Below are 22,230 nucleotides of genomic sequence, written 5' to 3'. Positions count from 1 at the left end.
GGGCAGAAGAAGAGACAAAAGCTCTGCTGCCAAGCGGGTGAGGAAACCCCACCCGCCTACGCGGTGGGGTAGTTCATCCCTCACCCCATCTCCCAAATCCAAAGGAATCCCAAGATCCCCAAGCCTACGCCCCAACCTGGCTCACCATGGGAGTAGAGATACCTAGGGGGTACGGCTATGGTTTTGGCAGAACAGCTCTCGACAAAACCGCTGACCGACGACGAACTGCGCAAAATGGACGCCTACTGGCGGGCCGCCAACTACCTGTCGGTGGGGCAGATTTACCTGATGGACAACCCGCTGCTGCGGGAACCCCTCAAGCTAGAGCATGTGAAGCCGCGCCTGCTGGGGCACTGGGGCACCACACCGGGGCTGAATTTTATCTACGTGCATCTCAACCGCATCATCAAGCGGGAAAACCTCAACATCCTCTACATCACCGGCCCCGGCCATGGCGGCCCCGCTCTGGTGGCCAACACGTACCTGGAGGGCACCTACAGCGAGGTGTACCCCAACATCAGCCAAGACGCCGAGGGCATACGCAAGCTCTTCAAGCAGTTCTCCTTCCCCGGCGGCGTACCCAGCCACGTGGCCCCGGAAACCCCCGGCTCCATCCATGAGGGGGGAGAGCTGGGCTATGCTCTAGCCCACGCCTTTGGGGCAGCCTTCGACAACCCCGATCTGCTGGTGGCCTGTGTAGTCGGGGATGGAGAAGCCGAGACCGGCCCCCTGGCCGCCTCTTGGCACTCCAACAAGTTCCTCAACCCCATCCACGACGGGGCGGTGCTGCCGATTCTGCACCTCAACGGCTACAAGATCGCCAACCCGACGATCCTGGCCCGCCTCAGCCGTGAAGAGCTGCAAAGCCTCTTTGTGGGCTATGGCTACAAGCCCTACTTTGTCGAAGGCTCCGAGCCAGCCCAGATGCACCAGTTGATGGCCGCCACTTTGGACACGGTGATCCACGAGATTCAAGAAATCCAGCAGCACGCCCGCAGCAAAGGGGATCCTACCCGTCCGCAGTGGCCGATGATCATCCTGCGCACCCCCAAAGGCTGGACGGGCCCCAAAGAGGTGGACGGCAAAAAAGTAGAGGATTTCTGGCGCTCCCACCAGGTGCCACTGGCGGATCTGGCCAAGAACCCGGAGCACCTCAAGCTCCTGGAAGAGTGGATGCGCAGCTACAAGCCAGAAGAGCTCTTCGACGAAAACGGCCGTTTGCGGCCCGAGCTGCAAGAGCTGGCCCCCAAAGGGGAAAAACGCATGGGTGCCCTGCCCCACGCCAACGGCGGCCTGCTGACGCGGGAGCTGAAAATGCCGGACTTCCGCAACTACGCCGTAGACGTCCCGCGCCCTGGCACCACGGAGGCCGAGGCCACGAAGGTGCTGGGACAGTTTTTGCGAGATGTAATGAAGCTCAACCCCCACAACTTCCGCCTCTTTGGCCCCGACGAAACTGCCTCCAACCGCCTGAACGCCGTGTTTGAGGCCAGCGACCGCACCTGGGTGGCGCCTATCTACGACTACGACGAGCACCTCTCCCCCGATGGACGGGTGATGGAGATCTTGAGCGAGCACGTCTGTCAGGGCTGGCTGGAGGGCTACCTGTTGACAGGCCGCCACGGCTTCTTCTCCTGCTACGAGGCCTTCATCCACCTGGTGGACTCGATGTTCAACCAACATGCCAAGTGGCTGAAAACCACCCGGCACATCCCTTGGCGGCGGCCCATCCCCTCCCTCAACTACCTGCTCACCTCCCACGTGTGGCGGCAGGATCACAACGGCTTTAGCCACCAGGATCCCGGCTTTTTGGATCACGTGGTCAACAAAAAAGCCGAAATCATCCGCGTCTACCTGCCGCCGGATGCCAACACCCTGCTCTCGGTGGCCGACCACTGCCTGCGCAGCCGCCACTACGTCAATGTCATTGTGGCGGGGAAACAGCCGGCCCTGCAGTACCTGGACATGGATGCCGCCATCAAGCACTGCACCCAGGGCCTGGGGATCTGGGAGTGGGCCAGCAACGATCAGGGCTCGGAGCCGGATGTGGTCATGGCCTGCTGCGGCGATGTGCCGACGATGGAAACCCTGGCGGCGGCGGACTTTTTGCGGCAGCACCTGCCGGATATCAAGATCCGGGTGGTGAACGTGGTGAACCTGATGAAGTTGCAGCCGCCCAGCGAACACCCCCACGGCATCAGCGACAAGGAGTTTGTCAGCATCTTCACCCCCGACAAGCCCATCGTGTTTGCCTTCCACGGCTATCCTTGGCTGATTCACCGCCTCACCTACCGCCGTCCCAACCACCACAACCTACACGTGCGCGGCTACAAGGAGGAAGGCACCACCACCACTCCCTTTGACATGTGCGTCCTCAACCAGGTGGATCGCTTCAACCTGGCCAACGACGTGTTGGAGCGGGTGGAGCGCTTCAAGTACCGGCGGGATCACGTCCAGCAGTTGATTCGGGACAAGCTGGTGGAGCACAAGCAGTACATCTGCAAGTACGGCGAGGATCTGCCGGAGGTGCGCAACTGGAAGTGGCCCTACTAGGGGATCCTTCGCCTCTGGGCCTCCGGCAGAGTAGAGTTTTCTTAGGCTCTCCTGCCGGAGTTTTTTGAGGAGTTGGGCTGGAGGTTAAGGGGGTGAGGAGTTCAGAAAGGGCGGATGCGGATACGCTTCCCGCTCTGGAAGAGGCGGCCTGGGGAGGGATGGCCCTCTCCTGGGTTCTGGGCCTGGCCCTCTCGGCGTTGGTCATCGGGATCCGGCCCCAGGTGGCCGTCCCCTTTGGATTGAGCGTACTGGGATCGGCTATGCTGGGATCCCTGCTTCTCCCAGCCTTGCGGCGCTGGAAGGCAGGGCAGGTCATCCGCGAAGAGGGGCCCCAGTCCCACTACAAAAAAGCGGGCACGCCAACCATGGGTGGCCTTAGCTTTTTGCCCGTAGGGCTGCTGGTAGCTGGCATCGGGAGCGGCTGGGATCCCCAGTGGCTGGCGGTGGCGCTGCTGACTCTGGCCTACACCTTGGTTGGCTGGCTGGACGATTGGCTGGTTATCCGGCAGCGCTCCAACAAGGGGTTGTCCCCCAAGGTGAAGCTGTTGCTCCAAGTTGGGGTTGGCCTGGCTTTTTGCGGCTATCTAGCTTGGCAAGGGATCCCTACCGTTCTCACCCTGCCGGGAATAGGTGCCCTCTCCCTGGGCTGGCTGTTCTGGCCTTTGGCTTTGTTTGTGTTAGTGGGAACCAACAACGCCGTCAACCTCGCCGACGGCATGGACGGTCTGGCGGCAGGGGTGGTGGCCCTCGTCCTGGCAGGGCTGGGGCTGATGGCAGCGGATCCCGTTTTGGCGCTCGTGGCTTTTGCCTTGAGCGGTGCCTGTCTGGGCTTTCTGGTGCACAACCACCACCGGGCCCGCCTGTTTATGGGGGATACCGGATCCCTGGGCTTGGGAGGCGCTCTGGCGGGGCTGGCCCTGCTGGGGGATCAGCTCTGGGCCCTGGCCTGGATGGGCGGGATCTTGGTGGTGGAAGCCCTGTCAGTCATCCTGCAGGTGGGCTACTTCCAGTACACCAAACGCAAAACCGGCCAAGGCAAACGGCTGCTGCGCATGTCTCCCCTCCACCACCATCTGGAGCTGGGGGGCTGGTCGGAGGTGCAGGTGGTGGGGTGCTTCTATGGGCTAACGGCGCTATTGGTGGGGCTGGGCTGGGCCTGGTGGCACTGGGCCGGAGCTTGAGAGGCAGAGGATCCCGGCGGACTGCAGCTCCCACTTCCCGTGCAGGGGCCGAGCTCCCAAGCCGAGTTTGGGACTATCTTCTCCTCTACTCTCCAGCGCCCTCTGAGGAGCCAGAGTGCAATGGCTGTAACTTTTTTGAACCATTTTGAAAAGTTTGAAAGGGTATTTCGGGCCGCCTGCCCGGCTGCCTAAGGCTGCAAGATCATCGACCAAAAGCCGCTCTCTTCATTCCAAAAGGGCGCCAGCGACTCTCCCACCACGTTCGGCCCCCAGTAGCGAGCGGTTCCATCCAAGGTAAAAGCCACCACAATATCTCCGGGGCCGATCTGCAGTGGCTCCTCGCCCAAACTCAGCACCAATCCTTCACTACCCCCTTCTCCGGGCGCAAAGTCCCAGTGAGCCGTTTCTGGGTTGAGCAGCCGTCCGCCGCTGCGCATCAAGATCACTAGCCGAATCGGGTGAGGGGTGCGATTGCCGACTCGAAAGAGTCCTGTGCGGGTGGAGGTGGGGAAGGCAGATTCTGAGGGCAGGGCAGGAGCTATATTCTCTTCAAAGGAGCCTTGCGGGGATTTTAACATCGGCTGGGCTGTCAGCTCCTGAACGGGAGCCAGACCCCAAACCAAAGCGACAGCCAACCCCAGGGATCCCTGGCGCAGCCTGTCCTGCAAAGCTCTGGCCAACAAGGGCTTGCCGGTCAAAAAGAGAGGAGCAACAGCTTGGGCAATGCGCTTAGCAAATGAGAGGGCGGAAATAGACATCAGAGGTACCGCAACCAGGAAGGCTAGGTATCGGCTGGAGACAGAAGCTGAGGGACTCCTACCCCCCAGGAGGGGAGCTCCAGCTGCCGTCAGACGGCGTCGCTCCGGAGGGTGGGAGATTGTTCATTTGCGCTAGCACATCTATTCTCTTCAATATTCTCCCGGAAAGCGAGGGGAAAAACGGCTTCCCTGCCCCCTGCCCAGGTCGGAGCCGGCTGGGATCCCTTCTAGGGGTTGACCGCTCGGCATTGCCAGCCTTGCGGACTGCGCTCGTAGACGGTTCGCAATTGGGGGTAGGTTGCATCCCCCTTGAGCTGGAGGTGATCCACCTCCGTTGGATCCAACAGCAATAGGACAAATGTCGGCGGTGGCAAAGAAGCCTTTTCGGGGGGCAGCTCTCCAACAAAAGCCTCTGGTGGGGCAAGAGGGCCTTTGGGTTCCGGCCAGAACCAGAGCAGCCGTCCTTTTTCCGAGATTTGCTGCCATACCTGTTGCCGCTGCTGCTGCGCCTGGGGATCCGGGTGGTCAGCGGCGATGGCCTCGAGAGTGCCGGCAATGCGAAATTGCTCGCGAGTTTTACAGAAGTACCAGCAGATCTGGGCCAGTGGGCAGTGGGCAATCTGGCAGATCTTCTCGCTGCGGCTGTCCACCGCCAACTGGATGCGGTCGGTATCCCGCAAAAATCCCCGGAAGACCACCGTGCGGTTACGCGGATGCCCCTGGGGATCCACTGTAGCCAGTTGCAAATAGCGTACACCGGGATTGCTGCGGTTGCGGTGCAAGGCCGCCTGCAGCAACATCCGCCAAGAGGGATCCCTGGCTAACGGGTTCATGGGGGTGCCCGCCAAGACTTCAACTAGGGAGGGGGAGGAGCCTCTGATTGCGAGTCTCTGGCGCACCCCGGTGAGGACTCCGGCTGAGTAGCGCGAACGGCATTGGGATCCGGCACAGTTGGGTGAAGAGAATGAAAGGGATGTTCCAGCCAGCCCTCCGTTGCCCCCTCAAAGCGTTCTGGCACCGGCTGCTTCACCGGCAATTTTTGGAGCACCAGAGCGAGATACTCGGTATACCCAGGGAAGCGGACTTCCCGCACCTTATGCCACACCGAGCGCGACATTAGCAGCGTCCGCTCCACGTCCTGGGCTCCCAGCTTGAGCAAAAATTCCTCCCGTTCCGGCTGATAATCGGTGGAGGCCAAGGCCAAAGCCTGCGGGGGATAGGCTTGGGTGAGCTGGGCCATCTTGGCCATGAGCTCAGGATAGAGCCAGGTGTAAGCGGGGTGAACCGTGAGCTTGGCCACATGCGGCTGCTGCCCCGTCCGATCCAACTTCAGGTTGAAATAGCCGATAGCGGTTTTCCGCTCAGGCTCATAGACACACATCTCCACCCGTTCCGTTTGGCTGATGACGCATTTGGCCTGATCCAAGAGCCAATCCAGCGGGCTGGTGCGAAAATCGCTCACGTCGCGGTCGTACACCTGGCGCACAGTGGCCGGCATGGATCCCGTATCCAGTTGGTAGATGGCGTAGGCATCCCGGTTGGTCACCGGCACCAAGTTGGGCAGCTTGGGCTCGTGCTGGCTGAGAGCGGCAAGGATCTCGGGTGGAATCGACCAGTAGGTAATCTGAACCAGTGGTTGGAAGCCATTGTGTCGGTAGAGGGCCATCGCCTCCTTGTTGTGGATGTTCACCTCCAAGATCCAGGTGCGAGCCTCGCGAAAGTGCTCCAGGCAGTGCTTGAGCAGCCGAGATCCCACCCCCTGCCGCCGCGCAGAGGGCACCACAGCAATGTGATCCACCCGCCAGGTGCTGCGGGAATGGTTAAAGGGAGAAACTTGAATGACCCCCTGGATTTTGCCTTCCAGCTCCGCCACATGCACCGTAAACATGTGCTGAAAACGGTTGGGAAACAGGCTCAAGGTTTTCAGGGGGCCATACCACTGCCGTAACCGCCGCACTTGGCGACGAATGTCCACCGAGCGGCTGCTGTACTCTTCATCAAAAGCTTGCGCCAAAATCTCCTCCACCGCCTCCAGATCGCCCAGTTGAGCGGGGCGGAGAATCAGTTCGGGAGCCTCCCTAGGAGCTTTGGAATCCGGGTTGGGCTTTGCCGCAGGGTTGTCCATGCCAAAGTGTGGGCGGGAGAACATTCAAAGCATAGCTCAGGATCCCTCTTCCGGAGGTCGTTGCTGCCACAAAAATTCAGGGTGTTGGGCTTTTTGTAGTCGCTTGGCCGCTAGCATCCAGCAAGGCAAAGTTGCTGAAGCTAAAGCACTTCTCAACAACGCCAGCTTCCGTCTCCGTTTGAATGCGCCGCTCCGAGAGAATGTAGTACTTGCCCACCTTGGTGTAGAGATCTTCAAACTGGCTGCGCCCACCCTTTTGCTCGCCAGTCTTGGCGTCGTGATAGACAGAGTCGTAGCGATGGGAGAGGTAGCCTTCGCCGGTGTCGTGGCTGCTGAAGGTGTGGATGGTCACCACTACTCCATGAATATGCCGATGCACCAGGGTTACCTGGTTGTCGCGCACGTGGTAGCGATCCCCTTCGGCTTTGCCACCCACCAGGATCTCCACACTGCCATCGGGTAGGATCTGGCCATAGCGGAAAGTATTGTTCCCGTGGGTCTCGGCAAAGCTGCGGCGCACCCGGTGAATGGCAATCTCCCAAAGTTGATTGTGAATAGCTTTCCGGGCTTCCTCATCCTCCACGCCCGTAACCGTCGCTTTCAGGTCTGCCCCCACTCGCACCTGCCCCACAAAAGTACGCTCCCCATCCCAGTAGGTGACTTCGGCGCTGTAGCCCGGAAAGTCGGGATCCCAGGTGTAGCGATTTTCGTAGGCGGCCCGAAACAACTCTTCGGCAGAAACTTGGGTCGCGGTCATCGGGTGTCTCCTGTCTTACTGGCAAGCGCTTCTCATAGCCATCCATCATACTGCCCCTTGCTGCCAGGCTACTCCCCCAGCCGCCTGCGGCAAGAACCTGCATTTGTTGACATACTCCCTACCGGCTATAGCCTGCTTCCCCACAGCGCTAAGACAGGGGTTTTCGCATCGCAAAGAGCTGGCATAGCTGATCCCCCATCCGCCGCTGTAGGATAGAGGCACAGCCACTCGAGCTTCTCTTCCTGCCTCACGCCAAGTTTTGGCCTGCAAGCTTAGTTGCTGCTTTGATCCCCAGAGTATTCTCTGGAAAGAACTTTTCTATCTTTTTGCGGGTGAGGAGGAAGATTGAGAGATTTTTTTGACGATCGCGTCGGTAGGACGGAATCCCCAGCGCCTAACCTGTCGCCGGCCCAGACCAGAGTGGCAGCTCCGCCGGAGATGATGGGGCCGGTGCTGAAAATTGTCGGCAAGCAGACCTTGAGCGGCCACATTCCCATCGGCGGCGCGAAAAACTCGGCTTTGGCTCTCATGGCCGGATCCCTTTTGGCTCCTGCAGCTTGCCGAATTCACAACGTGCCACGCCTGCTGGACATTGAACGCATGGGGCAGATCCTGACCACCCTAGGGGTTAAGGTGTCCCATGTGGGCAATACCCTCGACCTGGATGCCAGCTCCCTCAAAACTTCCCAAGCTCCCTATGAATTGGTCAGCCAGTTACGGGCCAGTTTTTTCATCATCGGGCCACTGTTGGCGCGGCTGGGAGTGGCTAGAGTTCCTCTGCCCGGCGGCTGTGCCATCGGCTCCCGTCCGGTGGATCTGCATGTGCGGGGCCTGCAAGCGTTGGGGGCAACGGTTCAAATCGAGCACGGCGTGGTTCATGCCTATGCCCGCAAGCTGGTGGGAACCCGCATCTACCTGGACTATCCCAGCGTCGGCGCCACTGAAACTCTGATGATGGCCGCTACGCTGGCGGATGGGGAGACGGTCATCGAAAATGCCGCCCAAGAGCCAGAAGTGGCGGATTTGGCCCGTTTCTGTCAGGCAATGGGGGCCCGCATTCGCGGTGTAGGCACTAACACGGTTGTGGTGGTAGGGGTACCGCGCCTGCACGGCACCGAGTACACGGTCATTCCCGACCGCATCGAGGCCAGCACCTACCTCATTGCCGGGGCCATCACTGGCTCCGAACTCACGGTTGGCCCTGTTATCCCGGATCATCTGCGGGCGGTGATCGCCAAGTTGCGTGACATGGGGCTGCGGGTGGAGGAAGAAGGCCCCAACCGGCTGCGCATTGCCCCGGCGCGACTCAGTTCGGGCTGGCTCTGCCAGGCAACCGATATCCAGACCTTGCCCTATCCGGGTTTTCCCACTGATGTGCAGGCGCCGATCATGGCCTTGGCCGCCCTGAGCGAGGGCAGTTGCACCATCGAGGAGACGGTGTTTGAAAACCGGATGCACCACATCCCCGAGCTCAATCGCATGGGGGCAGACATTCGCCTCAAGAACCGGGTCGCCCTCATCCGAGGAGTGCCGTCGCTGTCGGGAGCGCCGGTGGTGGCTACGGACTTGCGGGCGGGGGCAGCTCTGGTGTTGGCCGGCCTGGCGGCTGAGGGCTGCTCTACCATCCACGGCCTCCACTACATCGACCGCGGCTACGAAGCCATCGATGAAAAGCTGCGCAATGTCGGGGCCAAGGTGTATCGCTGTAACCACCCGGCAGGGATCCCGCTCACCCCTCAGCCTGAGCAAGCCGATGGAAAGGGGATCCCATCGCAAAATTGGCCCATTTGAGCAATAGGGCTTGAGCCTACGCTGTTGGGGGGATCCGCTGGCCCCAAGCGTCATCCCCTTGGTTTTCTGGAGGGAAAAAGGATGCGGTAGGCTAGGAGCCGACAGCCCAAATTCTAGGGAGAAGGGGTTAGCTTAATCGGCAGGAAGACCCGCACTGTAATTACTCAAGAGCCAATCCGTGTCGGGATGAAAGCTGTTCGTGCTACAAGTGAGGAGAACAAGTTCAATCTCTGGAGAGTTTCCCGCCGTGGGTCGCACGGTGGCCGCACGCTGAGACCTCTGTACCAACAAGTCTGGGAAGCGTGAAGCCCGCACTCTATCGGTTCGCGCAGCGTGGCATAAGCCATATTGTGTTGACTCAACGCAGGGGAGTGTCGGGAGTCGTTCACGGATCGAGAGCCATGTCCCAAGTGTACGACTGTGTCATCGTCGGCGCTGGCCCTGCCGGCGGCTCGGCCGCCTATCACCTGGCCAAGCGGGGGCGCTCAGTGTTGGTTTTGGAAAAGGATTCTTGGCCTCGCTACAAACCCTGTGGCGGCGGCGTTTCTCCCATGGTGGCGGCCTGGTTTGACTTCGATTTCAGCCCCGCCATTTCGCTGAAGATCCGGCAAATTCGCTACACCTGGCGGGGCGGGGATCCGGTTGTGGTTGACCTGGATCTGAAAGAGCCGGTATGGATGGTGCGGCGGGAGGTCTTCGACCATTACTTGATTCAGCAGGCGCAAAAGCAGGGGGCAGCGCTTCAGACGGAATGTCCTGTCTCCGGTATTGAGTGGCAGAGCGACCGCTGGCAGGTGATGACAGCCACCGGCCCGGTCTGGGGTCGGTATGTGATCGGGGCCGATGGGGCAAAAGGCTCGATGGCCAAGTGGCTGGGCTTTCAACACCGGCAGCGCCGCCTGGCTGCCGCCCTGGAAGCAGAAGTGCCCGTCTCAGAGCCGCAAACCGCAGCCGCCCACTTCGACTTTGGCGCCGTGAGCAACGGCTACATTTGGAACTTCCCCAAAGCCGATGGCTACTCGATCGGGGCGGGCACCTTTCGGGGTGGCGAAAAACAAAACTTGCGGGACATCGCCGCCGAGTACGCCCAAAGCTTTGGTGTGGACTTGAAATCGGTCAGGCAGTTTGGCCATCCCATCTGTCTCTGGGAGGGGGATCAACCCCTGCACAGCCAAAATGCCCTCTTGGTGGGAGATGCCGCCTGTGTCGTCGATCCGTTTACCGCCGAAGGGATCCGCCCCTCCCTCCTCACCGGCATGCTGGCAGCGCAGGCCATCGACCAAGCCCTGGCAGGAGATACGGAAGCCCTGGCGACCTACTCCGCCCGCGTGCAGCAGGAGTGGGGCTCAGAGATGCGTTGGGCCAAGCGGATCGCGGCGCTGTTCTACCGCTTTCCGGGTGTAGGCTACAGGGTAGGCGTCAAGCGACCGGGAGCCACTCGGCGCATGGGCCAAATCTTAGCCGGTGAGCTGCGCTACAGCGATGTGGCCAGCTCGGCCATTCGCAAGTTGAGCGCTGGCCTGTTAGCCTAGGCCGGTCATTGGGAGACAGGGGCGGGATCGTCGAAGCGCCTGCTGATTAGCAGGCAGTTGCGGCCATCCGCCTGGCGAGTGTAGCTCAAGTGGGTGGAGAGAGCCTTCATTAGCAAAATGCCCCGTCCTCCCTCAGACTCGGCGTTGGGGAGCCTGTTGGCTGCCAGGTTTTGGGCAAAGCCCTCCAAGTCGAACTCCTGCCCTTGATCCCAGATGCGCAGCTCCAGCCCCTGGGGCATCAGAACCAGCTCGATATCAATGGGTGTACTGGGAGGCAAAGCGCGGTGGGCATGGCGAACGGCGTTGGTAAAGCCCTCCGCCAAGGCCAACTGGCATTCCAACCAGATGGGGCCCGGGATGCCGGCGTTGCGGAAAGACTCAAACCACGTCAAAACCTGGCCGAGAGCATCCAGGGTTGTGTCTACTCTCAGCGCAAAGGTCTGCTTTTCCCCCGACGGAATCCCTGCTGCGTTCAAAATCGAAACTCAACGATAGGGATTGAACCTGAAGCCATTTGGCCCTACCAGATTCTAGACCAGAGCCCTGCCAGAACATGTCATCCCCCATTTTGGGGGGGAAGCTAGGGAGCGATGATCAAATCCACACGGCGGTTCCGCTGCCGTCCGGCTTCTGTGTCGTTATCGGCCACCGGCAGGGTGGGGCCAAAGCCAGAGGTTGTCCAACTGATGGGATGGCCTTCCGGCAACAGGTTAGCTAGGTAGTCTTTAACAGCGTTGGCGCGGCGCAGGGAAAGAGCCAGGTTGTAGTTTAGGGATCCAATGTTGTCGGTGTGACCGTTCACTTGAACGCGGGCGCCGGGCATGGCTTCCAAGGATTTCGCCACCTGGGCCAGCAGCGAGGCCGCCTCAGGCCGAATCTCGGCCTTGTCGAAGTCGAAGAGCAGATCGCCCGGCAGGCTGATGGTTCGAGTTCCCACCTGAAAAGAGGTAGGGGTCGGCGTTGCGCTGGGGGCGGGGACGCTCACTCCCTCCGGGGCGATCTCGGCAGCGGTGGCCGATTCCCACCTCGGCTCAGGGGCCACTGCTTGGGAAGACAGCCGTTGCAGCCGCGACTCCAGTTCTTCAATTCGGATCAAAAGCTGGATCACCTGCTGGCGGAGTTCTCGAATCTCCCTTTCCAGCTCCGTGAGGCCCTCGTGATTTGGATTCCCACTTGGTGAAGCTGCATCGGCTGTCGGGCTCACCGCTGCGGGACTGGCCTGGGGTGGGGACAGGGTGGGCAGGAGCGGCGGCGGGGTGGGGACAGGCTGTTCAGGCGGCGTATTGACCTGCGGCTGGGGAGCTGGCAGCGGTTGGGTCGGAAGCTGCTGCGGGAGCACCATTCCCGCCCAGATGCCGCTGCCGACCAAGAGGAGCCCACTGGAGAGATTGAGAAAGACCGTTGCACGTTTGGATGGGCGAGGCATCGCAGGCAAACCTCCGGCTGGCTGGGCGTAGGCGAGGAGCGAAAACCGGGCTCAACTCAACGCCTAGAGTCGATCCTATCCGGCGACCACCGCTCGCCAAGAGGATTAGGGGTTGCTCAGGCTGCCACTTCCCGCCATCCTTGGCAAAAGCCTAGTCGAAGCTAAGACGGCCCCGATAGCGCCCTATAAGGGTCAGGCCATTGACGGGATCCGCACAATCGACCACAAAAGACGGAAAGCGTGGGTTGTCACTGATAACTTTTACTCGGGATCCCGACAGGCGGTGCAACCGTTTGACCCACAGCTCGCCATCCCTCTGAAAGACGTAGATGCCCTCCTCCCCCAGCTCTTCTTGCCGCTCGACAAAGATCCAGTCGCCATCTTCCAAGGTGGGAGACATGCTGTTCCCTTGCACCCGAATCAAGCTGAGCCCATCCGGGTTCCCCTTCAGATGGGCCCGCAGCCAGTTACGCTCAAAAGCTAGCACCGACTCGATGGACTCTTCCCGCACCAGCGCCCCGGCCCCTGCCGAGGCAACCACATCCACCAGAGGCACGTATACATACTCCGTTTTGGCGTCGCCAGGGGATCCCTCCCCCGTAATCAGCCAACTGAGACTCACCCCCCCCACCTGGGCAATTTTCACTGCCTTGTCGATGCCGGGCACGGATCCCTTGAGGTAACTGCGCAAGGCTGTATCGCTAATGCCGGCCCGCCGCCCAAACGCATAAATGGCCTCATTGCCGATCACCTGTCGCAAACGGGCAGCAAAGGAGGAATCAGAGGAGGTGGACATCGGCTTAACACTACAGGTTGTGTACAACTAAATTTCTACCACTATATATTGACAAGTCAACCCCCGTGAGAGGTGGGGGATAGTGTTTATGCTGAGTTGGAGGGAAGAGGGCAGAGTTTCCAGTAGTAGGATCTGAGAGGCTCAACTTGTTCTGGCTTGATCCCTATGACCGTCTCAGACTGGAAGCGCTGGCTGGATCATTTTCTCATTGCCCTAGTCTTTCTGGTGTTTGCCGGCTTTGTCTGGTTTGTCTTCTCGGTAACGGGAGCTTTCATTGGGATCCCGCTGGGCTACAAACTTTGGCTACGGCTGTGGTTGCCTCTGTTCCAGCCAGCGCTGGGGATCCTGATGGCTGGAGCCCTGCTGAGCGGGGTGTGGGGTTGGCTGGAGAAACGCCACTCCTGCAATCGAGACCATCAGCAGAACTAAAGATTGGGCAGCGCCAGGAGGCTCCAGACTGGCTCTATACTGAAAACGTATCTAAATGTTGAGCACCGGAGGCGGTCTGGCGTCGTGTTTGTCTTATCCGGCTACGAGTATTTGCTGGTTTTTCTGATCGTCTGTGCCCTGCTGCCGGTCTTGGCTCTGGGAGCTTCTGCGCTCTTAGCCCCAAAGCGGCGGGGATCCCTGCGCCGCAGCACCTATGAGTCGGGGATGGAGCCGTTTGGCCAGGCCTGGATCCAGTTCAACATCCGCTACTACATGTTCGCCTTGGTCTTCGTGATCTTCGACGTGGAGACTGTGTTCCTCTATCCCTGGGCGGTGGCCTTTCATCGCTTGGGACTGCTGGCCTTTGTGGAGGCCCTGATTTTCATCGCCATCCTTGTGGTGGGCCTTGTGTACGCTTGGAGAAAAGGAGCGCTGGAATGGTCATGACCTCTAAGGAGCCGGAAGTCTTGTTTCCGGCGTCTGCCCCGCAAGTTACCACAGACCTCTCGAACAACGTTGTTCTCACCACGGTTAACGACCTGTACAACTGGGCGAAGATGTCCAGCCTCTGGCCGCTCCTCTACGGCACTGCTTGCTGCTTCATCGAGTTTGCAGCCATGCTGGGCTCCCGCTTCGATTTCGACCGCTTCGGCCTGTTGCCTCGTTCTTCGCCGCGCACGGCCGATTTGATCATCACGGCAGGCACCGTAACCATGAAGATGGCGCCGGCGCTGGTCAAGCTCTACCAACAGATGGCCGAGCCGAAGTACGTGATCGCCATGGGGGCCTGTACCATTAGCGGCGGCATGTTCAGCTCCGATTCCTACACGGCGGTGCGGGGGGTAGATAAGCTGATCCCAGTGGACGTGTACATTCCTGGCTGCCCGCCTCGCCCGGAGGCAATCATGGATGCCATCGTCAAGCTGCGCAAGAAGATCGCCGCCGAGGATATGCGGGAGCGGGGCCGCCTGCAGCAAACTCACCGCTACTACACCGTCAAGCACAACCTCAAGCCGGTGCCAGAGATCATCACTGGCAAGTACTTGGAGAGCGAAACTCGCCAAGCCCCGCCGCCGGAGTTGGCCGCTGCTATTGGCCTGCCGGTGCCACCGGCACTGCAAACGGCCGACTTCAAGCGAGCAGAGCAACAGCTCAAAGCGCTGCAGGGAGGAATGTGAGATGACAGAGGACAAAGCCCAGGAAAAGCCGTCCTCGACAGCCGAGCCGACAGAACCATTGGCGACGCTGGAGCGGGGGCCGGTCTCCCAGTTCCTCGCCGATAATGGCTTTGACCATCAGTACCTGGGTAGAGATGCCGCCGGAGTGGAGCTGTTGGAGGTGGAGCGGGACTTTCTCTTACCTGTGTGTACTGCCCTCTATGCCTATGGCTTCAATTACCTGGAGTGCCAGTGCGGCTACGACCTGGGGGCGGGGCAACCTCTGGTCAGCCTCTATCACCTGATCAAGCTGGTGGACGGGGCAGATCGGCCGCAGGAGGTGCGGATCCAGGTGAAGCTGCCCCGCCAAGATCCGCGGGTGCCTTCGGTGTACTGGATCTGGAAGTCGGCGGACTGGCAGGAGCGGGAGACTTATGACATGTACGGCATCATCTTCGAGGGACACCCCAACTTGAAGCGGATCTTGATGCCGGAAGACTGGATTGGGTGGCCGCTGCGCAAGGACTATATCACGCCTGACTTCTATGAGTTGCAGGACGCCTACTAGGGGGGATGCCTCAACCGGCTGAGCAGCGTTCGCAGGACGTGAGAGAGATGTGGCCTTTTTTACTCTTGGTAATCTACGCAGGGGGAGTTTGGTACTCAGCCCGCAAGGCAGATCGCATCTACTCAGGCTCTGGAAAGTGGGCGGTGTCGGCCCTCTGGCCGCTGCTGCTCTTGACCAACCGCCAGTTCCGCCAAAATTGGCGTCGTCCCTTGAATAAGTGAGTCTATCCCCATTGGTAAGCCCTTCTAGGCAAGACTTAGGCTTGGGCAATCCGGGTTTGCCCTTGTTGCCCTCGCAGGCCGACCGAAGGTTGCCAGAGCTGATTGGCAGCCGCATTCGCGCTCGGGGACCAGTGACCTTTGCCCAGTTCATGGAGTGGGCCCTCTACGAGCCAGGGCTGGGTTACTACGAGCGGGAGCATCTCCCCCTCGGCTATGACTATCGCACCTCCCCCCACTTGGCGGCGGATTTTGCCCAACTGTTGGCTGAGCAGATCTTCCAGTTCTGGCACATTTTGGGATCCCCCCCCCATTTTGCGGTGATTGAGATGGGGGCGGGCAGCGGCCGCCTGGCTGAAGACTGGCTGGCCTATGTGGGCTCCACTTGGCCTGACTTCTGGCAAGCCCTGGAGTACGGGATCCTCGAGCGCTCTGCTTTTTTGCGGCGGCTGCAGCAAGAGCGCTTGGCCGGCTATGGCGGGAAGGTGCGCTGGCTAGAGTGGGACGAGATCCCAGATGGATCGGTAACCGGCTGCTTTTTTTCCAATGAGCTGGTGGACGCCTTCCCAGTCCATCGGGTACAGGTGCAGGCAGGGGCCTTGCGGGAAATCTACGTGGATTGGGCAGAGGGGGAAGAGGGGGGCTTCCGAGAAGTGTTGGGGGCTCCCTCTACACCCGCGCTGGAAACCTACTTTGCCCGCCTGGGGATCCCGATTGCCACTTACCCCTCCGGCTACCAAACCGAGGTCAATCTCAAGGCCCTAGAGTGGCTCCAGCTTTTGGCCCGCAAGCTGCGACGGGGCTATGTGCTCACCCTTGACTACGGCTACACCGCCCAGCGCTACTACAGCCCCCAGCGCTTCCAGGGCACGCTCCTGGCCTACCGCCAACACGGCACCTACGCGGATCCCTATGTCTGGGTGGGATCCCAAGATCTCACTGCCCATGTGGACTTTACCACCTTGCAGCAGGTGGGGGAATCTCTGGGGCTCAAGTGCCTGGGCTTCACCCAGCAGAGCTACTTTTTGGTAAACCTGGGATTGGCGAAAAGGCTAGCCGACCTCAGCCAAGTTGGCGACGAGGGGGGGGATCTGGGCCAGGTGTTGCGACGGCGACATGCCCTTCACGCTCTGCTGGATCCGCTGGGGTTGGGGAGCTTTGGGGTGCTGCTGCAAGCTAAGGGCCTGAGCGACTCGGAGTATGCCCAGCCGCTGCGGGGCTTTGTCGATCCGGAGCTACACAGGGGGATAGCTTGGTAGCCCCGCACTAAAGTGGAAGGTGGAGAAGCCCGCAAGCAACTTGAGTTGCTCTCCCTTTGCCCCAGCGGGCCGGAGGCCTTAGCAAGCACCTACTACGAACCCGACCAGTGCATAGCGTGGAAGCGTTGCTCCGCAAAGTAAGCTGAACCTTAGGGCTTTGCCCTAGGGAACTGTGTAGAGGCGTCTTGACAGTGCTTTTACAAGTCCGCTTGTGGACTGCGTAAGAATCCCCCGACTTAAAGTCGGCGGAGTGTCAAGCGTACCCTAAAACGAAACAGAGCGAGGGGTCGTGTGGATTACTGCCCCTCGCGCTCCTCTACTTCTCTAAACTACACGGGGGCTCCAAGACCGGTATAGGAGCCATAGAAGAAAAGCCCAACCACCGTGACTACACCCAAACCGACAACCACAGCCACTATCCACAGAGGGATCCTTGCCTGACTAGTCATAGCAACTGGCCTCCAAAAGAAATTGATTCCTGCAGCTTTTCTCAACTTAAGACCGGAGATGGATTAAAGTCTCAGTTGAGAAAGTAGCTGGAAAACAGCAGCCCAACCACAAACACCAGCAGCAAGCCCAGGTATAGGGAAGTGCGGTTTAGCTCTACCGGTTGGGTGTTGGGATTCTTTTCGGGTTGATCAGCCATGGGGTTCACCGTTGAATAAACTGCATCGCAGCAATAGCTCCCAGAAAGAAAACGGTTGGAATTGCCAAAGTATGCACCGCCAACCAACGGACGGTAAAAACAGGGTAAAAAACGGGCTCATCAGGGTTGTTTACAGATTTGGTCGCCATAGTCCAGATCCTGGCTCTTGGAACACAAAATAGATTTACAAATCGCAACAGGTGAACGATCCTCGACCCTCATCTTCGTTGAGTCAGCACAGCATGGCTTACGCCACACTGCGCGAACCGATAGAGCACGGTCTTCATGCTTCACAGACTTGTTGGTACAGAGGTCTTAGCGTGGTGCCACCGTGCGGCCCGCGTCGGGAACAAGTCAGGAAAACTCTCCAGAGATTTAACTTGTTCTCCTCAATTGTAGCACAAACAGCCTTTATCCCGACACTGATTTGCTTTTGAGTAAATACAGTTCACAAATACAGTGTGGGGCTTCCCGCCGATTAAGCTAAAGAGTTGCCAGCCTGGCCCTGCTCTTTCCTAGCGAGTTAACTTTTCCAGTTGCTCGAGAGCGTTGAAGCGGTCACTGACAATCGGCAACTCCTGCCGCTCTGCGGTGAAATACTCATTGGGGCGTGGAGTACCAAAGATATCATAAGCCAAGCCGGTGCTGACAAAAAGCCAACCCGCCAAAAACAAAGCGGGAATGGTCAGGGCATGAATAACCCAGTAGCGGACGCTGGTAATAATATCGACAAAAGGTCGCTCTCCAGTGTTGCCAGCCATGAAACTCCTCCCTGCACTAGGGGCAAAAGGGCTCTTTGAGTCTATAACACAATGATAGGGATTTGCATGCACAGCTACAAGTTACAAGACGATGGCTCAAGCCGTTTGCCGGCAAGCCAGACTCCATCTTGCATAGGTCAGATCTCCTAACAGCCTCTGAGTTCAATCCCAGGGATCCCCAGGGTGAGCCCGCACGCCTGGGGGTTGGGGATCCCACTGCCAAAGGGCGCAATCCCAACTGGTATCGAGGGCTTGAGGGCAAGGCGGAACTTTGAGGTAAGCTGACCCTGGGGGGATGTCAACGGAACAGGAGTAACAGCTATGCGGTGCTCGTGGCCCCTAGCTCTGAGTTTGTGTTGGACGCTAGGCTGGTCGAGCGTCAGCCTGCCGGCTTGGTCCCAAGGAGTAGAGCAGCAAGCCTCACTGGCCTGGGCCGATGCCTACGTGGCGGCGCTGGAGCGCCAGACCGATCTGGTGCTCACCCAGGAGCCGCTGTCGGCCACTCTCACCCGACTAGAATTGGCCCAGTGGCTGACGGAGTTTTTCGGCTACATCCCCAACCCCAACCAGGTGCAAGAAATTCGCGATCTCGAGCCCAATACCCCCGACTATTGGACGGCCCAGGCGGTGCTGCAGGCAGGGGCGATGCGCCTGTATGAGGGCAACGAGTTTCGTCCGCAAGGAGATCTCACCCACCTGGAAGCCCTAGCCATTTTGGTGCGGGCATTGCAGTTACCACCTCCCAGCCCAGAGGCCATAGAGCAATGGATGGCTCTCTACAGCGATGCTGCTGAGGTGCCGGAGGTGGGACGGGCCTTTGTGGCCATGGCGGGTGAAGCGGGGCTATTGGTGAATGTGCCGGATCCCGCCCGGCTGCGGCCCAATCGGGTGCTGAGCCGAGCTGAGGGGGCGGTGCTGTTACATCAGGCGTTGGTGTATCGCGGTCAGCTTCCACCCTTGCCGCCTCCGGTGGTGCAGTTGCGGCCTTCTCCCGCTGCGGTGGCCGAGACCATCCAACCCGAAATCTTGCAAACGCGGGTTATCCCTGAGTCGGGAGTGGTGCCGGCAGGGAAAACCTTGACCGTTGAGGCGCAGGGTACTCCCAACGGCAGGGCCACGGTGGATATTGGCGACCTGGTGCGGGGTTTGCCCATGGAAGAAGTGCAGCCCGGCTATTACCGCGCCGTTTACACCCTTGGCCCTCAAGACAGCGCCTTCGGCCCCGATATCCGCATCCAACTGAGCCTTAATGGAGTCAGCACCCGCGTTCAGCGGCGGCTCCCTCAACTGGCCCTGGGCAATGTCGCCCCCCCGCCGGTGGAACCGGTGTTTCCTCCCCCCGCCCCTCTGCCGCAGCCAGCCACCCCCGCCCCTCTGGCCGCAGCCGGCAACCGCTATCCGCGCATTGCGGCGATTCGCCTGGATCCCCAGCGCGACCTGGTGGAAGGGGATATCCTCACCATTGCCATCTGGGGGGACTCGGGAGGGATCGCCCAGTTTGATTTGGGGAATCTGGCCCTCAACCAGCCGATGCGAGAAGTGAGACCCAACCACTACGAGGGCACCTACGTGGTGGCCCCCACCCACCAAGCCAGCAACCCTGTTTTGCGAATTGTGCTCAGCAAAGACGGCCTCAGCCAGGAGTACCGCGAGATCTTCCCTTTTGCAATCGATGGATCCAAGGGAACTCGCTCCACCATTCAGCCAGCTTCTCGGCCTGTCGCTGCTGGGCCGCCTCAGATTTTTAGCATTACCACCAACAGCACCAGCCTGCGCATGGGCGAGATCCTCAAAGTGACGATGCGAGGGGATCCAGGGGGGCGGGCAGCTTTTCGCATCGTCGGGGTGACGCCAGAGGTGGAGATGCGGGAGGTGGCGCCCGGACTCTATGAAACCCAGCAACAACTGCCCTTCAACATGCAGCCGATCAACAACGGCCTCATCGAGGTGATCCTGGAGCGGGGCGGGCAAAGAGCCACCCAAACCAGCCCCTCGCCGATCACCATCGCTCCCTGAGCAAAACTTGCCGCGCAGCATCGCGAGAACTTTATCCCGCTGGCGCAAGCTGTAGTTAAAGGCATGCGATCCGATTGCCCAGCTATTGGCGATCACAAGCAGCCTGGTAGTTATAGCCATCTCAAATGGTAATAAAACATTTCTCCGCGTCGTCATTACTACGCAATGCTGTCGCGAACGCGCCGCTCTAACTCCCCTCTCCCTCTGGGAGAGGGGCTGGGGGTGAGGGCCAGCGGCAAAGTGTCTTCGTCTTGTTTGAAACGACTATATGCCCCTTGGCTAGACGGCTGCCTCAAAGGGATCCGCGCTGCGCTGGATCTGGGTGGATAATTTGGGAATCACCTGCAGCTTGAACTGTTGCTCGAAGGCCTTTTTCTTCTCGTTCAAGCTCCACAGCTCCAGGGCACAGTCGTCGTTGGGATGCCTGGGATCCAAAATCAGCTCCATCTGGCGGGGGCCTTCTCCCAGAAGCTGAAAGCGGCAGTGCACCGCTTGGATGGCCTGCAGGCGGCGGCGATCCAGAGCACAGGCTATGCGCAACAAGGGGCTAAGTTCCAGCACCACTTGGCGATCTCGCTCGTCGCTGAGGCGCTGGAAGTTCTCGTGCTTCTTCTTGGGGGGCGACTTGCGGTGGTAGCGGGCCAGGTTGGCGATCACCTCCACCTCTTCTTCGTTAAAGCCCAACAGCTCCCCGTGGCGGATCAGATAGTAGGAGTGCTTGTGGTGGGCGGCATGGCTGATGAAGTGGCCGCAGTTGTGCAGCATGGCGGCCGCCCAGAGAAGAGCCCGCTCCCGGGATCCCCAGGAGTGCAGGATGCCGCGGGTTTGATCGAAAAGGCTGAGGGCAAACTCCGCCACCCGCTCGGCATAGGGGATCTCCACCTGGTATTTTTCCGCCAACTTGAGGACGCTGCGCCGCCGCACCGAGCTGTGGTAGCGCAGCCGATCTTCAATGAGCCCCTGGCCGATCATCCAATCTACGATCAGCCCTTCCCGCAGCGCCCGCTCGCAAAACTGGATCCGCTCCACCCCCAGCAGGCTCATCACCTCCTCCAAAATGACCGCCCCGGCCAGGATGATCTCCCCGCGTCTTTCTCCCAGACCGGGCAGCTTTTGCCGCTCGGCTACCGTGAGAGAGCGCAGCTCTTTGACATAGCCCCGCAGGGCTTCCAGGCTGAACTCATACCCCTGCAGGCGAGTGGGGGGAGCACCCAAGCGGCGGCGGGCATCCAACTGGGCCAGGCACTCGATGGTGCCGGAGGTGCCCACAAAGGTCAGGGATCCCGGCTGTTGGGAAGCAGCAACGATGCGCCTCATCTGCTCGATGGGAGCTTCCAGCATGCCGCGGATGTGTTGTCGCAGGGCCTGCAGCTCGGCAGGGGTGGGTGGGTCGTGGCGCAAAAACGCTTGGGTCAGGCGCACCGCTCCCACCTTGATGCTGCGCAGGAACTCCGGCTCTTGGCCGTTGCCCAGAATCAGCTCGGTGGAGCCGCCGCCGATATCCACCACCGCGTGCAGCCGGTTGTGGAACTCCATGGCCGAGAGCACGCCCAGGTAGATGCGGCGGGCTTCCTCCTGGCCTGAGATCAGCTCTACCCGCAGGCCCAGCTCCTGTTCTATCCGCTTTAAAAATTCCAGCCCGTTGGGGGCTTCGCGCACGGCGCTAGTAGCCACCGCAACAATGTCCTGCACCTGAAAGCTTTCGGCAATGCGGCAAAACCGCTCCAGGGCCACCCGCGCCCGTTCCATGGCGGCAGGCGTCAGGGCGCCTGTCTGGCTGCAAAACTCTCCCAGGCGGACGGTGGCTTTTTCGCGGGAGATGATGGTGAAGCTGGGGATGTGGGGGTTGATGCGCACCACCACCATGTGCAGGGAGTTGCTGCCCACATCGATGGCGGCGATAACCGGAGCAACTCCAGATTCAGAAGAGGAGACCGGTTTCGCTTCGGAGGCGGCGGCAGAGCGTTCGGCAAGGTTGGCGAGCGAAGAGACCATGAATCGAAGGGGTTGCCACACTTCTAGAATACTGTGTGCTTTCCCCCCTTTTTCCTGGCCGGGTTGTGGACTGAGGTTCAAGGGGGCAATTCCCCCCGCCTGGGATCCCGTCTGCCCTGGGCTCAGCCTAAGATAGGGACACGGATAGTCGTTTTTTTGTCGTTAAGCGGGTTCCGATGTCTCAACCAGCCGCGTCGCCTCAGCAGGCCAACAGCCCTCTCAAGCTGCTGCGTACCCACGAATCTCCCAAGCTGGAGCGCAT

Annotated in this window: 23 protein-coding genes; 11 read left to right on the top strand and 12 right to left on the bottom strand. The window is 60.0% G+C overall.

The window, feature by feature from the left end; translation table 11 throughout:
- Positions 1-177 precede the first annotated feature (177 nt).
- On the top strand, positions 178-2,553 hold the full coding sequence (locus tag NW863_RS04810) for a phosphoketolase (RefSeq protein ID WP_414364851.1): 2,376 nt from the start codon (positions 178-180) through the stop codon (positions 2,551-2,553).
- Positions 2,554-2,711: 158 nt separating this feature from the next.
- Complete coding sequence (gene mraY, locus NW863_RS04805) at positions 2,712-3,734, top strand: phospho-N-acetylmuramoyl-pentapeptide-transferase (protein WP_414364857.1); 1,023 nt, start codon at positions 2,712-2,714, stop codon at positions 3,732-3,734.
- A 188-nt stretch (positions 3,735-3,922) separates the two neighbouring features.
- Here the strand turns inward: mraY and NW863_RS04800 are convergent, their stop codons facing one another.
- The 4 genes from NW863_RS04800 to NW863_RS04785 all read right to left on the bottom strand — a co-directional run bounded on the left by NW863_RS04800 (position 3,923) and on the right by NW863_RS04785 (position 7,374).
- Positions 3,923-4,492, bottom strand: a complete 570-nt coding sequence (locus tag NW863_RS04800; protein ID WP_414364850.1) for a hypothetical protein — start codon at positions 4,490-4,492, stop codon at positions 3,923-3,925.
- A 227-nt stretch (positions 4,493-4,719) separates the two neighbouring features.
- Positions 4,720-5,325 carry an Npun_F5749 family FMN-dependent PPOX-type flavoprotein gene (locus tag NW863_RS04795; RefSeq protein ID WP_414364849.1) on the bottom strand — a complete coding sequence of 202 codons (606 nt, stop codon included), beginning with the start codon at positions 5,323-5,325 and terminating at the stop codon, positions 4,720-4,722.
- Between the two features lie 23 nt (positions 5,326-5,348).
- Positions 5,349-6,641: a GNAT family N-acetyltransferase gene (locus NW863_RS04790; protein ID WP_414364847.1), complete on the bottom strand. Its 1,293-nt coding sequence runs from the start codon at positions 6,639-6,641 to the stop codon at positions 5,349-5,351.
- Between the two features lie 52 nt (positions 6,642-6,693).
- The gene (locus tag NW863_RS04785) at positions 6,694-7,374 is read right to left on the bottom strand and encodes a DUF3386 domain-containing protein (protein ID WP_414364845.1); all 681 of its coding nucleotides are present in this window, start codon (positions 7,372-7,374) and stop codon (positions 6,694-6,696) included.
- A gap of 438 nt (positions 7,375-7,812) precedes the next feature.
- Between NW863_RS04785 and murA the strand changes: the two genes are divergently transcribed.
- Positions 7,813-9,165, top strand: coding sequence for a UDP-N-acetylglucosamine 1-carboxyvinyltransferase (gene murA, locus NW863_RS04780; RefSeq protein WP_414364855.1), 1,353 nt, complete (start codon positions 7,813-7,815; stop codon positions 9,163-9,165).
- Positions 9,166-9,566: 401 nt separating this feature from the next.
- Complete coding sequence (locus NW863_RS04775) at positions 9,567-10,697, top strand: geranylgeranyl reductase family protein (protein ID WP_414364844.1); 1,131 nt, start codon at positions 9,567-9,569, stop codon at positions 10,695-10,697.
- Between the two features lie 5 nt (positions 10,698-10,702).
- On the opposite strand, the gene NW863_RS04770 is transcribed toward NW863_RS04775, so the two are convergent.
- The 3 genes from NW863_RS04770 to NW863_RS04760 all read right to left on the bottom strand — a co-directional run bounded on the left by NW863_RS04770 (position 10,703) and on the right by NW863_RS04760 (position 12,919).
- Complete coding sequence (locus NW863_RS04770; RefSeq protein ID WP_414364843.1) at positions 10,703-11,173, bottom strand: ATP-binding protein; 471 nt, start codon at positions 11,171-11,173, stop codon at positions 10,703-10,705.
- Positions 11,174-11,277: 104 nt separating this feature from the next.
- Positions 11,278-12,123, bottom strand: coding sequence for an OmpA family protein (locus NW863_RS04765; RefSeq protein WP_414364842.1), 846 nt, complete (start codon positions 12,121-12,123; stop codon positions 11,278-11,280).
- Between the two features lie 151 nt (positions 12,124-12,274).
- Positions 12,275-12,919, bottom strand: a complete 645-nt coding sequence (locus NW863_RS04760; protein ID WP_414364840.1) for an XRE family transcriptional regulator — start codon at positions 12,917-12,919, stop codon at positions 12,275-12,277.
- 165 nt (positions 12,920-13,084) lie between these two features.
- Here NW863_RS04760 and NW863_RS04755 point away from each other — a divergent pair, with 165 nt between their 5' ends.
- The 6 genes from NW863_RS04755 to NW863_RS04730 all read left to right on the top strand — a co-directional run bounded on the left by NW863_RS04755 (position 13,085) and on the right by NW863_RS04730 (position 16,550).
- Positions 13,085-13,348 carry a hypothetical protein gene (locus NW863_RS04755; protein ID WP_414364838.1) on the top strand — a complete coding sequence of 88 codons (264 nt, stop codon included), beginning with the start codon at positions 13,085-13,087 and terminating at the stop codon, positions 13,346-13,348.
- Positions 13,349-13,432: 84 nt separating this feature from the next.
- The gene (gene ndhC / locus NW863_RS04750) at positions 13,433-13,795 is read left to right on the top strand and encodes a photosynthetic/respiratory NAD(P)H-quinone oxidoreductase subunit C (RefSeq protein ID WP_011430811.1); all 363 of its coding nucleotides are present in this window, start codon (positions 13,433-13,435) and stop codon (positions 13,793-13,795) included.
- On the top strand, positions 13,786-14,526 hold the full coding sequence (locus NW863_RS04745; protein WP_414364836.1) for an NADH dehydrogenase subunit K: 741 nt from the start codon (positions 13,786-13,788) through the stop codon (positions 14,524-14,526). Before ndhC ends, NW863_RS04745 begins: the two co-directional genes overlap by 10 nt.
- 1 nt (position 14,527) lies before the next feature.
- Positions 14,528-15,073: an NAD(P)H-quinone oxidoreductase subunit J gene (locus NW863_RS04740; protein ID WP_414364834.1), complete on the top strand. Its 546-nt coding sequence runs from the start codon at positions 14,528-14,530 to the stop codon at positions 15,071-15,073.
- A 47-nt stretch (positions 15,074-15,120) separates the two neighbouring features.
- The gene (locus tag NW863_RS04735) at positions 15,121-15,294 is read left to right on the top strand and encodes a hypothetical protein (RefSeq protein ID WP_414364832.1); all 174 of its coding nucleotides are present in this window, start codon (positions 15,121-15,123) and stop codon (positions 15,292-15,294) included.
- Positions 15,295-15,356: 62 nt separating this feature from the next.
- Positions 15,357-16,550, top strand: coding sequence for a class I SAM-dependent methyltransferase (locus tag NW863_RS04730; protein WP_414364830.1), 1,194 nt, complete (start codon positions 15,357-15,359; stop codon positions 16,548-16,550).
- Positions 16,551-16,879: 329 nt separating this feature from the next.
- On the opposite strand, the gene NW863_RS04725 is transcribed toward NW863_RS04730, so the two are convergent.
- From NW863_RS04725 to psbE, 4 genes are all read right to left on the bottom strand, one after another.
- Positions 16,880-16,999 carry a photosystem II reaction center protein J gene (locus tag NW863_RS04725; protein ID WP_011431222.1) on the bottom strand — a complete coding sequence of 40 codons (120 nt, stop codon included), beginning with the start codon at positions 16,997-16,999 and terminating at the stop codon, positions 16,880-16,882.
- Positions 17,000-17,070: 71 nt separating this feature from the next.
- A complete protein-coding gene (locus NW863_RS04720; protein ID WP_011431223.1) occupies positions 17,071-17,196 on the bottom strand; it encodes a photosystem II reaction center protein L in 126 nt (41 codons plus the stop codon).
- Positions 17,197-17,201: 5 nt separating this feature from the next.
- Positions 17,202-17,345: a cytochrome b559 subunit beta gene (gene psbF / locus NW863_RS04715; protein ID WP_414364828.1), complete on the bottom strand. Its 144-nt coding sequence runs from the start codon at positions 17,343-17,345 to the stop codon at positions 17,202-17,204.
- 366 nt (positions 17,346-17,711) lie between these two features.
- Entirely contained in the window at positions 17,712-17,957 is a 246-nt protein-coding gene (psbE, locus tag NW863_RS04710) for a cytochrome b559 subunit alpha (protein WP_011431225.1), read from the bottom strand.
- Positions 17,958-18,278: 321 nt separating this feature from the next.
- Between psbE and NW863_RS04705 the strand changes: the two genes are divergently transcribed.
- Positions 18,279-19,973: an S-layer protein gene (locus NW863_RS04705; protein ID WP_414364826.1), complete on the top strand. Its 1,695-nt coding sequence runs from the start codon at positions 18,279-18,281 to the stop codon at positions 19,971-19,973.
- A gap of 279 nt (positions 19,974-20,252) precedes the next feature.
- Here NW863_RS04705 and NW863_RS04700 read toward each other — a convergent pair whose 3' ends face one another.
- Positions 20,253-21,968: an HD domain-containing protein gene (locus NW863_RS04700; RefSeq protein WP_414364824.1), complete on the bottom strand. Its 1,716-nt coding sequence runs from the start codon at positions 21,966-21,968 to the stop codon at positions 20,253-20,255.
- Positions 21,969-22,230: the final 262 nt, after the last annotated feature.

This window comes from Synechococcus sp. B60.1 (genome assembly GCF_047462555.1).
GTDB lineage: Bacteria > Cyanobacteriota > Cyanobacteriia > Thermostichales > Thermostichaceae > Thermostichus.
The sequence above is the reverse complement of the archived record's forward strand: the minus strand, read 5'-3'. Positions and strand labels throughout refer to the sequence as shown.